At 55.3% G+C, this 14459-nt stretch carries 14 protein-coding genes; 12 read left to right on the top strand and 2 right to left on the bottom strand.

All coding sequences use genetic code 11. The annotated features are described in order from the left end of the window. Positions 1-19: 19 nt before the first annotated feature. Entirely contained in the window at positions 20-622 is a 603-nt protein-coding gene (locus tag EGY08_RS29810) for a DJ-1/PfpI family protein (protein ID WP_004120134.1), read from the bottom strand. 208 nt (positions 623-830) lie between these two features. Beyond that, positions 831-1457: a DUF1062 domain-containing protein gene (locus tag EGY08_RS29805; protein WP_004120131.1), complete on the bottom strand. Its 627-nt coding sequence runs from the start codon at positions 1455-1457 to the stop codon at positions 831-833. Positions 1458-1823: 366 nt separating this feature from the next. Here EGY08_RS29805 and EGY08_RS29800 point away from each other — a divergent pair, with 366 nt between their 5' ends. From EGY08_RS29800 to EGY08_RS29750, 12 genes are all read left to right on the top strand, one after another. Further along, entirely contained in the window at positions 1824-2843 is a 1020-nt protein-coding gene (locus EGY08_RS29800; protein WP_004120121.1) for a LacI family DNA-binding transcriptional regulator, read from the top strand. Between the two features lie 281 nt (positions 2844-3124). Continuing rightward, the gene (locus EGY08_RS29795) at positions 3125-4078 is read left to right on the top strand and encodes an ABC transporter substrate-binding protein (RefSeq protein ID WP_004120119.1); all 954 of its coding nucleotides are present in this window, start codon (positions 3125-3127) and stop codon (positions 4076-4078) included. Positions 4079-4144: 66 nt separating this feature from the next. Continuing rightward, positions 4145-5677 carry a sugar ABC transporter ATP-binding protein gene (locus EGY08_RS29790; RefSeq protein ID WP_123829346.1) on the top strand — a complete coding sequence of 511 codons (1533 nt, stop codon included), beginning with the start codon at positions 4145-4147 and terminating at the stop codon, positions 5675-5677. Continuing rightward, positions 5664-6683: an ABC transporter permease subunit gene (locus tag EGY08_RS29785; RefSeq protein ID WP_004120114.1), complete on the top strand. Its 1020-nt coding sequence runs from the start codon at positions 5664-5666 to the stop codon at positions 6681-6683. Before EGY08_RS29790 ends, EGY08_RS29785 begins: the two co-directional genes overlap by 14 nt. 76 nt (positions 6684-6759) lie before the next feature. After that, positions 6760-8127, top strand: a complete 1368-nt coding sequence (locus EGY08_RS29780; protein ID WP_049115224.1) for a hypothetical protein — start codon at positions 6760-6762, stop codon at positions 8125-8127. Next, a complete protein-coding gene (locus tag EGY08_RS29775; protein ID WP_049115222.1) occupies positions 8127-9047 on the top strand; it encodes a carbohydrate kinase family protein in 921 nt (306 codons plus the stop codon). The genes EGY08_RS29780 and EGY08_RS29775 overlap by 1 nt, the downstream gene beginning before the upstream one ends. A gap of 242 nt (positions 9048-9289) precedes the next feature. Then, positions 9290-9430, top strand: coding sequence for a hypothetical protein (locus EGY08_RS30875; RefSeq protein ID WP_004120108.1), 141 nt, complete (start codon positions 9290-9292; stop codon positions 9428-9430). Positions 9431-9744: 314 nt separating this feature from the next. After that, positions 9745-10536: a class I fructose-bisphosphate aldolase gene (locus tag EGY08_RS29770; RefSeq protein WP_004120106.1), complete on the top strand. Its 792-nt coding sequence runs from the start codon at positions 9745-9747 to the stop codon at positions 10534-10536. Between the two features lie 14 nt (positions 10537-10550). Further along, the gene (locus tag EGY08_RS29765; RefSeq protein WP_004120104.1) at positions 10551-11102 is read left to right on the top strand and encodes a glycerol-3-phosphate responsive antiterminator; all 552 of its coding nucleotides are present in this window, start codon (positions 10551-10553) and stop codon (positions 11100-11102) included. A 20-nt stretch (positions 11103-11122) separates the two neighbouring features. Further along, positions 11123-12661 (top strand): FGGY-family carbohydrate kinase, encoded by a 1539-nt coding sequence (locus EGY08_RS29760; RefSeq protein ID WP_004120097.1) that lies wholly within the window; start codon positions 11123-11125, stop codon positions 12659-12661. 11 nt (positions 12662-12672) lie between these two features. Next, positions 12673-13434: an SDR family NAD(P)-dependent oxidoreductase gene (locus EGY08_RS29755; RefSeq protein ID WP_004120092.1), complete on the top strand. Its 762-nt coding sequence runs from the start codon at positions 12673-12675 to the stop codon at positions 13432-13434. A 16-nt stretch (positions 13435-13450) separates the two neighbouring features. Further along, on the top strand, positions 13451-14446 hold the full coding sequence (locus tag EGY08_RS29750) for a 2-hydroxyacid dehydrogenase (RefSeq protein ID WP_004120090.1): 996 nt from the start codon (positions 13451-13453) through the stop codon (positions 14444-14446). Positions 14447-14459 lie beyond the last annotated feature (13 nt).

Here is a 14459-nt window from a genome sequence, read left to right as displayed (position 1 = left end):
AGCTGCGGTCGTCTCTGACTCAGCCTTCAGTAAACATGCCCGACGTAAACGCCGCCCGCATCGCTTCGATCTCGCCCGCCTGCGTCGCGTTTAATGCCGCCAGCATATTGCAGGTAAAATCCACAAAACCAACCCCATTGGCGGTCACCAGGTTGCCATCGCGAACCGAAGGCACGTTTCGGTAGCGCGCAGCGCCGCTGTAGACGGAGCCTGCTCTGTTCTGCAGGTAGGCCAGCCCGTTCGAGGTGTGGTCGACATCATTGAGAAAGCCGTGCGCGCCGAGGAATGCCGAAGCGTCGCATATCGCGCCAACCACGATCTGCCGGGCCAGCGCTTGCTCTACCAGCGGCACCACCCGCCGGGCCTCCTCCCCCCACCAGTTCATACCGCCCACCAGCACCAGCGCGGCGTAATCATCGGGTATCGTCTCGAAGGTATAATCCGGCAGGCAACGGACCCCGCCAATAGACATCACCGGCCCCGCATCCGCGGCAACGGTCCTGACATCATACTGCGGCTCCCATATGCCAAATCCCCGTCGCAGCCCTGGCGCCAGCAGGGCAAACTCCCAGTCGGCATACTCCTCGATGAGCACAAACAGCACTTCTTTACGCGTATCCATAAATCTCATTCTCACCCTGGTCAACAGAATCAGCCGTCGCAGCATCCGGCCAGCTCTTCGCTGTCGCGATCGTTACTCTCGCCGTGCCGCCGCTATAAACTGTATAAATGCACAGTAATGAAGGCAAGGTTAATTTTCCCCTTATGGCAATTCGCAGTGATTTTTGCGAGCCTGCTCCCCGGATAGAAACACTACCCGGGGGCATTGGCTATCGTCTTCTGCGATCCGGGTCTGCAGACAACGGAATACGCCTGTGAGCGAGAAGAACCTCCCTCGTGATGTACAGCGTATATCCTTCCGGCCTCAGTCTGGGCGATCGCAACGCCTTCAGCGTGATGCCGCTGATATCTCCCGACGCAAGGCGTTTACGGACCGCGCTACCGCTAAGGCGCAGCTGACTTCGTAGCACCGACAGCAGGCTGGTCTGAAAGGCCCGCGCAACGATGACCTCCACTCTCACCTGAGAAGCGCGAACAAGGTTGATTCGCCAGCGCTCCTTGACCACGAATTCAGGCGATCCCGATGGTGACGCGCGATTACGCCGCAGCACCAGCAGATCGTGAGAATAGGCCTCAACGGCAGATTTATCGTTAGCGCTAAATCGCTCGTAGAGCTGCGGATTGATTTTGCTGACCGGTAAACGAGAGAACAGGCTGATGTTCCAGGTATACGCGCAGCGGACGCACTGATAGATACTCCAGACATCGAGCATTTTTTTTTGTGAATTGACCCGGAAGGCGCCGGATGGGGTGAAATCCTGCTGCCCATGACAGGCGGGACAGCGCTTGCTAATCAGCTGGTAGCCCACAGGGCTGACGTTCCATGTGACTTTCATGGTGAACCTTTTTTAACCCATACAAAAGCGGATCCGCCGATAACGGACCGTGATTTTTGCGATGTGAAAAATATTTAATTAATACTTTTCAGTGGGTTAAAAAAAGATTTCCAACACGACTACCCTGTCTTACCGCCAATGGATGGGCCGAAGCGTAACAAAGCGGCTCAGGGTAAAAGTATGCATTAAATCAATAAACACTTGGAATTCATTCATAAACAGCATTGTTTATCTTCTGTTCACAAAACGAGAAGCGGCTCACTGATCAAACAAACCTAAACGTTTATGTTTTGTCTCATAAACGTTTAGGTTAAGGAAATAACCGTTTATATCACGGGTAATTTTTATAAATGCAGAGAGCGAAAAATGCGAAAAGCGACGATGCGGGATGTGAGTGAGGCGACGGGGTTTTCAATGTTCACCGTCTCACGCGCGCTAAACGGTGGCGATGGTGTCGCTGATGATAGCCGGGAGCTGATCTTAAAAGTGGCGCGCGAACTCGGCTATGTCCCTAACCGTGCGGCACAGGCGCTACGACGTTCGAGCAGAGATTCGGTAGCGGTGATTACCGCCCATGCGTCGAACTCTTACTATCTCAACCTGATGTCCGGGATTCAGCAGATGCTGCAGCCTTCGCAGTGGACCGTGGTGCTTGGCGATATCGCGGTAAACGGGATCTACGACCGGGCGCAGGAAGATCGCATGATTAACCGCCTGATCGAATCGCGGATGGCCGGGATCATTTCGACGGTGACGCTCCAGCCGGAGAGCCTGAGCCTGCTGGCGAAATGGGATATTCCGGTGGTCTTCGTTGACTCTCCTCCTCGCGGCGAGCACAACTTTCCCAGCGTCACAACCGACAATTACCATGCCAGCCTGCTGGTGGGGAACCATCTGGCGCAGCACGGCTATAAAAACTGGCTGTTGCTGATCTACCCGGACCGCTGGACCACGCGTTTTGAACGTGAGCGCGGGATCCGCGAGGCCGCTGAGCAGTGCGGCGCCACGCTTGAGGTTGTCGAAACGGAGAACGATGCGCAGTCGGCTGCGGACACCCTGAGCCGGTACCTGGACCGGCAGACATCGCTGCCGGACGCGCTAATTGCCGGTAACAACCCTATACTGCTGGGTTCACTTAAACAGCTTCAGCAGCGCCAGATAGCCATTCCCGGCGATATGGCCCTTATTGCCTATGACGAATTCGACTGGGCGCCGCTATTGAATCCTCCGCTCACGGTGCTCAATGAAAACAGCGAAGAGATTGGCAGACAGTCGGCTGAAATGCTTATCCAGTTAATTAATCCGGAAGCAAAAGGAGAAATTAATACCCAGCGTAAAGTTCCCGCCGAGCTGGTTATTCGCCAGTCCTGCGGCTGTAGAAAATGAATAACCATTAAAAAAGAGATGATTGAGATGGCTGACAACCGGTAGGCCCAACGGCATTGTACGGGCCGACAGACGTTGCTCTTGCGGTTCTGTCCCTCCCGGCCAAAAAGCGGGCTACCCGGTGCGAAACAATTTTGCCGCCACTCTCTCATCATTTTAGCGATGTAAATAACGGCTGAAGTCATCAGTCGCAATTAAAAAAACAACATCAGGGGATTATTTCTGAGGCATCCCCACACCTGGCCGTACGTCATACCACAAGAAAATGAAAGGAGCAGAATATGACCAAACTTCGCAAAGCATGGCTGGCTGTCGCGGTTACCGCGGTAATCACCACCATGACAGGGTTTATTCCCGCAGCCAGCGCCGCGCCGCAGGATGGCAAAAAAATCTCCCGCATCGGCTTAATGGTGCAGGACATGTCCAACCCCTTCTTCTCCGCGATGGAAAGGAACGCTAAGCAGGCCGCGGCGAAAATCGGCGCCACCCTTAACGTCCAGGATGCGCAGGTGGATCTGGCAAACCAGAACACGCAGATTGACGCGTTTATTCAGCAGAAAGTGGATCTCATCATTATTTCCGCCGTCGATGAGTCCGGGATCGAGCCGGCCATTCAGCGCGCAAAAGCCGCCGGAATTATCGTTATTGCGGTCGATACGCCCGCTAAAGGCGCAGACGCGGCGATCATGACCAACGCCATCCAGGCCGGGGAAACCTCCTGCGAATACCTGTTCAGCCAGATGGGCGGCAAAGGCAAAGTGCTGCTGGTGGATGGCACGCCGATTCAGACCATTATCGACCGCATCAAAGGCTGTAAAAACGTCGCACAAAAATACCCGGATATCAAAATTGTCGGCCAGCAGGCATCGCGCAACGACCGCGCTTCCGGCCTGATGGTGACAACCGACATGCTCACGGCCAATCCTGACGTCGCCGGTATTTTCGGCATGAACGATCCTTCCGCGCTCGGCGCGGTGCTGGCCGTTGAACAGGCGGGCAAAGCCGGCGCGATCAAAGTTACCGGCGTCGACGGTAGCCCGGAAGCGGTTGAAGAACTCAAGCGCAGCGGCTCGCCGTTCATCGGCACCGCGACGCAAAACCCGGGAGAAATGGTGCGCCAGGCCATCACGCTGGCTCAGGATATGGTCGACGGCAAACCGATCGCTTCCCGTACCGTTTTAATCCCAAGCGTACTGGTCACCCGCGATAACGTAGGTAGCTATCCGGGTTGGTAATCACATCGTCACTCTAAGAAGCAACAAACGGGATGACCCTCAGGTTCATCCCTGAGGGCAAAGACAATGGCCGACATATCATCACCTCCCTTACTCAGGCTGGAAGGGATTTCAAAACGCTACGGCGCGACGCTCGCGCTGAACAACGTACGCTTTGATTTATTTGCCGGAGAGGTCCATGCCCTGATGGGGGAAAACGGCGCGGGTAAATCCACGCTGATGAAAATCCTCTCCGGAAACGAGCAGCGCGATAGCGGCGTTATTTTTATCGATGGACAAGAGATTGATATTCGCACGCCCCGGGACGCGCGCAAATATGGTATCGCCATTATCCACCAGGAGCTGAACACGGTGCCGGATATGACGGTGGCGGAAAACCTGTTTCTCGGCCAGGAGCCAACCTCTTTCGCCGGGATTCTCGATCGCAAACGGATGCACCGGGAGGCCAGAGAGAAGCTGAATCGGATTAACGCGGATATCGACCCGCAGGCGCCGCTCGGATCATTGAGCATCGGGCGTCAGCAAATGGTTGAGATCGCCCGCGCCGTCAGTGAAAACGCCAAAGTGCTGGTGCTTGATGAGCCGACCGCCGCCCTGTCGCGGGCGGAGACGCTCCAGCTCTATCGATTGATCGCGCAGATGCGCCAGGACGGCGTCGGCATGGTCTACATCTCGCACCGCATGGAAGAGGTATGGCAGCTGGCAAACCGGGTCACGGTCTTCAGGGACGGTACGTGGATCGGCACGGAAAACCTCGGCAACGTCTCAACCACCGATATCGTGCGCATGATGGTCGGCCGGCAAATCGTCGCTCTCTATCAGCACGAGCCGCGTACGCCCGGCGACGTCCTGCTGGAAGTCAGGGATCTGGCAGGCAGTGCGACCGGCCCGGTCTCCTTTGAGGTCAGCGCGGGCGAAGTAGTGAGCATGTCCGGTCTGGTGGGCTCCGGGCGAACCGAAGTTGCCCGCCTGCTCTTCGGCGCCGATCCGCGCAGCCAGGGAAGCGTGCGCCTTGCCGGCAGGGAGAGCCAGCCGTCAGACCCCACCGCCGCTATTGCCGACGGTATTGGAATGGTGACCGAAGACCGTAAAACCCAGGGACTGTTTCTCGGTCATTCGGTTGAGCACAACATTGATATCAGCTCGCTGGATCACTTTGTCGCCGGCGGCGTGGTTAAACGCAAAACCATCCGCGCTGCCGTCCTGGAGCAGATGCGCAGGCTGCGGCTGCGGGAAAACGCCGTTGAACTGCCCGTCAGCGCCCTGTCCGGCGGAAATCAGCAGAAAGCGGCGCTGGCGCGCTGGCTGCTGCGCGACTCGAGGTTGCTTATCCTCGATGAACCAACCCGCGGCGTGGACATTGGCGCCAAAAGGGAAATTTACGAGCTGATAGACAGACTCGCTCGCGCCGGCAAAGCCATCCTGGTGATCTCTTCCGATTTGCCGGAGGCCATCGGCATCAGCGACCGCGTGCTGGTCATGCGCGGCGGGCGAATCGTCCACCAGATCCCCTCATGTACAGCCACGGAAGAAGAAGTAATGCTGCACGCAACAGGAACCTTTACCAGTCAATCCGGAGAATGCCATGGACAACAATAAACCTGTGACGGAACTGCCGGTCAAAGCGCCGTTTGATTTTGCCAAATGGTGGGACCGGGTGGGGATCTTAATCGTCCTGCTGGTTTTGCTGATCCTCATGTCGACCTTCGCGCCAAACTTTAACCGCGTCGATAATCTGCTGAATATCGCCCGCTCGATCTCCGTCAACGCCATTCTGGCGGCGGGCATGACCTTCGTCATTTTAACCAGCGGTATCGATTTATCCGTCGGGTCGATCGTCGCCGTTTCCGGCGTGGTCTCGGTGGTTGCGGCGATGGCCGGGATCCCCGCGCCGCTGGCGATTCTGGCCGGGGTTGGCGTTGGCGCGCTCTGCGGTCTGCTTAACGGCGTGCTCACCGCCTATCTCGCCCTCGCGCCGTTTATCGTCACCCTCGGGACAATGACCTTCCTGCGCGGTATGGCCTACACCATTACTGAAGGGCAGCCTATTGTGTCGAGTAGCCTTAGCTTCCGCGAGCTGGGCAACGGCTATCTTATCGGGATTCCCATCCCGGTCATTATCATGCTGGTGGTTTACCTGCTGGCGTGGTTCATTCTCGAACGCACCCGCTTTGGCCGTCACATTTACGCCGTCGGCGGCAATGCCCAGGCCGCGCGCCTGGCCGGCGTACGGGTCAAACGCGTGCTTGCGGCGGTGTATATGATTGCTGGCGTCTGCGCGGGCCTGGCGGGCATTATCTTCGCCGCCAGGGTGATTTCCGCCCAGCCTACTGCCGGAACGGGATATGAGCTGGACGCCATTGCGGCCGTTGTCCTGGGAGGTACCAGCCTCGCCGGTGGGCGCGGGCGAATTATCGGCACTCTGATTGGCTCGATAATACTTGGCGTACTCAGTACCGGTCTGATTCTGCTCAGCGTGCCCTTTTTCACCCAACTCTTAATCAAAGGCATCGTCATCATACTCGCCGTGGCGATTGACGGACTGAAGCAGCATCCGGAACTGTTTACCTTCTGGCGGAAAAAAGAGATCGCCCGTCCCCGCTAGCTTTCCCTGACGCTTTGTCTATCCGCCGCATCGGCGGCGGGTTTTCGTTTGCTTAAAATCTGATGGAGTACACCCCATGACATACCACATTACCCTGACGGATCCGATGAATGGCCCCCGGGATCGCGAACCGATTACGTTTACCCTCCCTGAGAGGCTAGCGGAACCCCTGTGGTGGGCCATTACCGGTGAAGACGAGCGGATCCTTTGCCAGCGTCTCGAACATGAATCGTCGACAAGCAGTACCGCTTTTATCGCGACGGTCAGCTTCAGCGGTACCTTTAAGATGCGGCTTGAGCGGCCGCTCACGGCAGCTGAAGTCGATGAAATATCCGGTATCCAAACGCTGCCCGGCCGGGAGAGCGACTGTTTTGTGCGCCTCAATACCGGCTGTTTCGATCTGGAAATGTGTCGGGGAACCGCTCAGGGCGTCGGTTCATCAAAATGGGGGCTGCGCCATTTCCGCGCTCTGCAGGACGGCGTCGAACTGCTTCCTTCGGGGAATAATGCCATCGGCGGTTTTTACGGTCCGTTCTTTACCCCGGAGAACGGGCTGATTAACCCGCCGGAGCATACCGTCGTTGATATTGAGATCGTTGAACAGGGTCCAGTCTATCATCACTACCGCATGCGCGGCGCGATCCCCGACGGATTATTACCGGAGCTGCGCGGTAAGCGCTTCGCCATCGACTGGAAATTTAGCTGGAACACGCCCTGGTTTCAGCGGCGCTACTGTGTAGATGATTTTTCGACGATCATCAACGGCCGTTCAGTGACCAACAAGATCACCGTCGGCGACGAATTTGAGAGCGGCCCGGGAAAACTGCTGTTCGATCGCTTCGCGGCGTACGGGGGCACCCGCTATCGTGCGGGCGACCCCTACGCCGAAGAGCTGGTCGCCATGGTGGCCAATACCGTCGCCACGTCGGAAAATCAAAGCCCGAAATTTGCCGAATTCCGCGAACAGCTCGCCGATATGGCTTCTGCCCACTGGGATCTCTACTGGCGGATGTTCTGCCGCTGGGAGCACGTGCTGGATGAAGCGGAGATTCGCCAGCGGCTGAGTCAGGTGCGCGCCCGCGCGCATCTTCGGGCCGATCTGACCGAGCGGGAATGGCTGCTGACCAACTCGCCCGTTAACGTTTCCGCTGTCGCGGATGAAACCATCTTCCCCGGGCCGGCCAGTAAAACCGTCGAGTACGATTCGGCGAGCGGCCGGGCGATGATCTGGTGGACCTCCCGCCCCTCCGGCGCGTTTCAGATAGTCCAGCGCCGTCAGTCCGGATGGGTTAACTGGGGCAGCAACGGCGAAAATGAGTGTCCGGAGCTCCCCGTCGGCGTCGAGATCAAGACCGCCTGCGGGATCTTCGCCGACAACTGGATGCAGATAGCCGATCGGCTGGAAACCCCGCCGGTAGTCACGGTTCGTAAAGGAGATAACTGATGATCCTCTGCTGCGGAGAAGCCCTCATCGACATGCTGCCCTGCCGGAGCCGTGAAAATGCTCCCGCCTTTACGCCCTGCGTCGGCGGCGCGGCGTTCAATACCGCCATTGCCCTCGGGCGCCAGGGGGTGGCGGTCAGTCTGTTTTCCGGTTTATCGGACGATTTTATGGGTGACATGCTACGCCACACGCTTGACGCCTCCGGCGTGGATTATTCGCCCTCAACCCGCGCGCCGCTGCCTACCACTCTCGCCTTCGTCAGGCTGGTAGGCGGTCAGGCCCGCTATACCTTTTACGATGAGAATAGCGCCGGTCGAATGCTGACCGAAAACGACCTGCCGACGCTCGGGGATGACGTCTCCGCCGTTCTGTTCGGCTGCATCAGCCTGATCGCCGAACCGTGCGGCAGCATTTATGAAGCGCTGATGGTAAGGGAAGCACCGCGTCGGGTGATGTTCCTCGACCCTAATATTCGTGAAATTTTCATCCCGGACCGGCAGAAACACCTGGCGCGCATGATGCGGATGATCGCGCTGGCGGATATCGTCAAGCTTTCCGATGAGGATCTCGCGTGGTTTGCCGAACCCGGCGAAGAACACGAGGTAATACGCCGTTGGCTGGCGCTGGGGCCGAAGCTTATCGTGGTCACCCGCGGGGCTGACGGCGCTGATGCCTGGACCGCTGATTTTCATCTGCATGTGCCCGCTATACGCGTAGCGGTGGCCGATACCGTCGGCGCGGGTGATACGGTGAATGCCGGTATTCTCGCCAGCCTCTCGCAGGCCGGGCTCCTGGAGAAGGAGAAACTAGTGACACTGTCACGTGATCAGGTGCGCCGCGCGGTCGATCTCGGTATGCGCGCCGCCGCGGTGACGGTTTCGAGGCCAGGAGCTAACCCGCCCTGGGACCATGAACTCTGAAGCGGCAGAGACCAGGACTGTAAACAAGGGAAAGCCGGATGAGGGTCTGTAACCGCGCGTATCAACGGACCCTTATCATTAGTATTTATGGATATGATTTCTATCCCAATTATTGAATGAAAGCTAAACCAGCTTCATTTATTCATAGGTTATTGCCGACTAATCCATTAGTATCAGGCAATTAGATCGGCACTCAATTTTTGCCCTTCTCGCTAATGGACATCAGGGACAGGAGGTCAATCATGAAAATGAATCAATGGTTTGTACGTTTGCGTAATACTCCCATTCCGCAGCGCAAGCTGCATCCGGCGAAATGGCTGACGCTGCTCGCCTTTCTGCTACTGCTGGCGCAGCTGGCGGTAGAGTCTTTGCTCTCAGTATAAGCACAATCAAAATGGGCGTTAATATCAAAACTCGCCAGCATCGATAAGATAAAACTCAAATTTAATTCGTGATAAACATCTCAGTTTATCAACAACGGCTAGACAGAAAGAACTCTGGCATGCTAGTAATTAATTCAAGCAAGGGAACGGATTTAAATTAAATGCCATTTAAACCCTACCCATAAGGCTGAAAAATTAATTGATAATGGTTTGGATTACTGAACGATTATCAAAAGGGTAAGTGAATCGAAGGCCCTCAGAGACGAAAGTCTCTGAGGGCCTTTTTGTTTTTTTTCTATCTCAGGAGTCAAAAAATGTCTAAAGAACGTCGTCTCTCTCGTATTTTCGCAAAAGATGGTAAATCCGTCACGCTGGCGCTGGATGGCTACTATTTTTCAAGCAAAACAAATGGTATTGATAATACGATAAATCAGCTTCCGGCCCTTGTTGAAAGCGGCCTGGACTGCGCGCTGGTCACTTATGGCATGTTGAAAAATTTCCGCGAAGTTTTCAATTGCGTTCCCGTTGTATTACGCGTCGATAGCACAGTGAATATTTTTGATAATACCGTTCCCGATACCACACCCGTCTTTTCCATTGAGGATGCGCTGAAAGTGGCTGCGGAAGGCGTGGTGTGCATGACCTTCCCCGGCGCATTTAATGAAGAGAAAACGCACATCATGGCGATGCAGCTGGCGCAGGCCGCCGATCGCTGGAACGTGCCGCTGATCGTGGAATCCCTGCCGTACGGCTATCCCGTGACCAGCGACGACTCCAACAACCCGTCCGTTATCGCCGCCTCGGCCCGCATCGCCGTTGAGCTGGGTGCTGACGTGATCAAAACCCGCTTCACCGGCACCGAGGACGACCGCCTTATCGTCGAAGCGGCCGGCGTGCCGGTGCTGGCGCTGGGCGGCCCGAAAACCGGCATCGACGGTTATTTTAAATTTGTGCAGCACTGCATGCAGGTGGGTGCAAAAGGCGTAGCGGTGGGTCGCAATATCACTCAGGACCCACAGCCGGCAAAAGTAGTAGCAGGTCTGAATGCCATCATCCATGAAAATGCGACAGCGGAAGATGCCTACAGCCTCTACATGGCTAAATAACATCGGATATTAATATGCTCTTAAATAACACCATCATTCCTTCAATCAGAAAATATAAACATTTTGAACAGGCGCTGGCCTGCGCATCAGAATACGTACTGCTATCCGAAGCGAATATCGGCAACCTGCAATCGTTGATCGGTAAATGTCATCAGAGTGGCAAGAAAGTGCTTATTCACCTCGAGCTCTTGGGTGGTTTTAAACCTGACCAGGCGGGAATTAGTTTGCTCAAAAATTACTACAAGGTTGATGGTGTTATTTCGTCCAATCTCTCGGCCCTACGCTATGCCAAAAAAGAGGGATTGTTAACTATCTTTCGGGTATTGCTCATCGACTCACGTTCGCTGGATTACTCCATCGATATTGTTAAGCATAACCCGCCAGATGCTATTGAAATCTTACCTGCTGAATATGCCTGCCAGTGTCTGGAATTGATTAGCCGGAATTTAAAAGGCTTTGATGTGATATTCATCGCCGGAGGCTTTGTTAAGCGGAAATACCTTGTAGATAAAATTTTCCATGCCGGATTTAAAGGCATTACCACCAGCGAACCCGGTTTATGGTAACGCATAAGGAGTCCACGCGAATGAAACAACACTATGTCATGGGCATTGATAACGGCGGCACCGTTACAAAAGCGGCGATTTACGATCGCGCCGGCAACGTGGTGGCCAGCGCGTCGAAGTCAACGCAGATGCTGACCCCGAAGGAATTTCACACCGAGCGAGATATCAACGAACTCTGGGCGGCTAACGTCGAAGTCATTAAAAAAGCCATCGCGCAGTCGGGTATCGACGCCGGCCAAATCAAAGGCGTAGCGGTAACCGGTCACGGCAACGGGCTGTATATGGTGGATGAAACCGGTGCCCCGGTGCGCAACGGAATTATCTCCACCGATAGCCGGGCTAAGGCCTGGGTAGAAAAGTGGTACCGCGACCCGACGTTTGTTAGCGATATTTTGCCCAAAACTATGCAGTCTATCTGGGCAGGTCAGCCCGTCGCCCTCCTCGCCTGGCTGAAAGAGAACGAGCCGGAAACGCTGTGTAAAGCGCGCTACATTTTCATGGTCAAAGATCTGATTCGTTTTTATCTGACTGGCGAAGCCTTTCTCGAACTTACCGATATCTCAGGGACTAACCTGATCAACGTTCGCGACCGCGACTATGACGCCTCGCTGCTGGCCTGGTGGGGACTCGGCGATCTGCGCGATAAACTTCCGCCCATCAGGCTCTCCACCGATTGCTGCGGCTACATTACCGACGACGTCGCGCAGCTCACCGGTTTGTGTGCCGGAACGCCGGTCTCGGGCGGGGTGTTTGATATCTCGGCGTCATCCGTCGCTTCCGGCATCAATACCCTGGATAAGCTGGCGATTATTACCGGAACATGGAGCATCAATGAATACGTGACCGACCATCCGGTTATCGACCAGGATCTCTTTATGACCTCGATTTATCCGATTGAGGGCAAATGGTTAATTACCGAGGCCAGTCCCACTTCCGCCAGTAATCTGGAGTGGTTTATCAATAACTTTATGGAAGGCGATCGCACCGCCGCCGCCGCACGGGGATCGTCAGTCTACGATCTATGCAATGATCTGGTCTCCACGACAACGCCCGCCGAGAGCCACCTGCTGTTCTTCCCGTTTGTCTTCGGTTCCAACACCATCCCGGACGCCTCTGCGGGGTTTATCGGCCTGAATAGTTTCCATAAAAAAGCGCATTTTCTGCGCGCAATTTATGAAGGGGTCGCTTTCAGCCATCTGTATCACACCGAACGGTTACGCAACATCAACCCTGCTCTCAGTCGCACCATTCGGATTGCGGGCGGCGTCACTAACTCTGCGGTCTGGCTGCAGATATTCGCCGACATTTTCCAGTCCACTCTGGAGATTGTCGACGTGAAAGAGCACGGCACCCTGGGCACCGCGATGACCGCCGCGGTGATGGTTGGCTGGTTTGATGACGTCTTTGCCGCCTCAAATGAGATGGTTCACGTTTCGCGAACGGTCACGCCGAACCCGGACAATAACAAGGTCTATCAGGATAAGTATCAGCTCTACAAAAATCTACTATCGGAAATGCAGTCTCCGTGGAAAAGCTGCAGTAACTACATCACGCATTAAGCGAGGAAAGTATGGATCTGAATTTACACCACCGCACGGCTATCGTTACCGGAGGCGCTACGGGCCTCGGCAAAGAGTTTGTCCTTTCACTCGCCCGAGAAGGGGTCAACATCTGCTTCACCTATATGCGTGATGAGGAGCGCCCGGAACAGCTGATTGCTACGGTAAAAAGTAGCGCCAGCGTCGAAATTATTGCGGTGAAAACCGATCTTTCCGATGAGCAAAGCCGGGAGAATCTGTTCGCGACCTGCATTGAGCGGCTGGGGAACGCCGATATTCTGGTCAACAACGCCGGGATCTGGCTAAGCGGCTACGTCACTGAAATCACCCAGCAGGAGTGGGACAGCGTGATGAACATCAACCTGAAGGCGGTGTTCCACCTGAGCCAGCTGTTTGTCAACCACTGCCTGGCGAAAGATCAGGCCGGCAGCATTCTGAATATCACGTCTCAGGCGGCCTTCCACGGTTCGACCACCGGTCATGCACATTACGCGGCCAGTAAAGCGGGCCTGGTGGCATTTTCTATCTCGTTGGCACGCGAGGTGGCGAAACAGAAAATCAATGTCAACAACATCGCCGTCGGCATTATGGATACCGCGATGATCCGTAAAAACATTGAGCAGAATCCTGACTATTACGTCAGCCGTATACCGGTGGGCCGGGTGGCCCAACCGCACGAAATTGCCGACATCGGCGTCTTCATGGTCTCACCGAAAACCAGCTATATGACGGGAGCGACTCTGGATGTCACCGGCGGTATGTTGATGCGTTAATTTATGGAGAATGATTATGAAATGTCTGGCAATTGCCGATCTGTTTATCAATGCAGCGATGATGGACACGGGTCTGAAAGCGCTGAAAGATAAAGGTATTACAGTGGAAGTGCGCGAATGGTCGCATGAGTCGATTGAAAAACTGCAAGAGGATAATTTACTGGTTGAACAGCAAGGTTCTGAGGCGCTGGCGCTGCCTGCCGCTCTGCTTCAGGGTGCTGAGGAGACGGAGATCCTGATAGTCCAGTTCGCCCCGGTTAACGTGGCGGTATTCGACAAGCTGCCAAAACTTAAATACGTTGGCGTGCTGCGCGGCGGCATTGAAAACGTTAATCAGGCGGAGGCAAAAGCGCGCGGAATTGAGGTGATGAACACGCCGGGGCGTAACGCCCGCAGCGTGGCGGAGTTTACCGTCGGCATGATTCTGGCGGAAATGCGCAATATCGCCCGCTCGCACGATGCGCTGCGCGATAAGTTCTGGCGTAAAGAGAGCCCTAACCACCGGGCCATTCCTGAACTGGGCGGCAAAGTGGTAGGTCTGGTCGGGCTAGGGCATATCGCGCAGCTGGTGGCCGGCTTCCTGCGCGGTTTCGGCAGCGAGATTATCTTTTACGATAAGTACGTCCCCGGCCATGACAGCTATGAAAAGGTGGATACTCTCGACGAGCTGGTTCGCCGTGCGGACGTGATTTCGCTGCATGCCCGCATGACTCCGGAAACGGAAAACCTGATCAACGCCCATCATTTTGAATTAATGAAGGAGAGCGCCATTATCGTCAACACAGCGCGTTCCGGATTAATTAATGAAAGCGATCTGATCGCCGCGCTGCGGGACGGTAAAATCATGGGCGCCGCCCTCGACACGTTTGATGATGAACCGCTGCCGGACAATAGCGCGTTTTATTCGCTGAATAACGTCACGATAACGCCGCATATTGCCGGCAGTACTATTGATGCCTTCAGCAATTCGCCGAAGATTTTTTCTGAGATATTGCTGAAGCAACTCGGTTAAATATTAAAAGAGC

This window comes from Klebsiella sp. FDAARGOS_511 (assembly GCF_003812845.1).
Classification (GTDB): Bacteria; Pseudomonadota; Gammaproteobacteria; order Enterobacterales; family Enterobacteriaceae; genus Klebsiella; species Klebsiella grimontii.
Note: the sequence above shows the minus strand (reverse complement) of the source record. Positions and strands in the feature narration are given on the sequence as shown.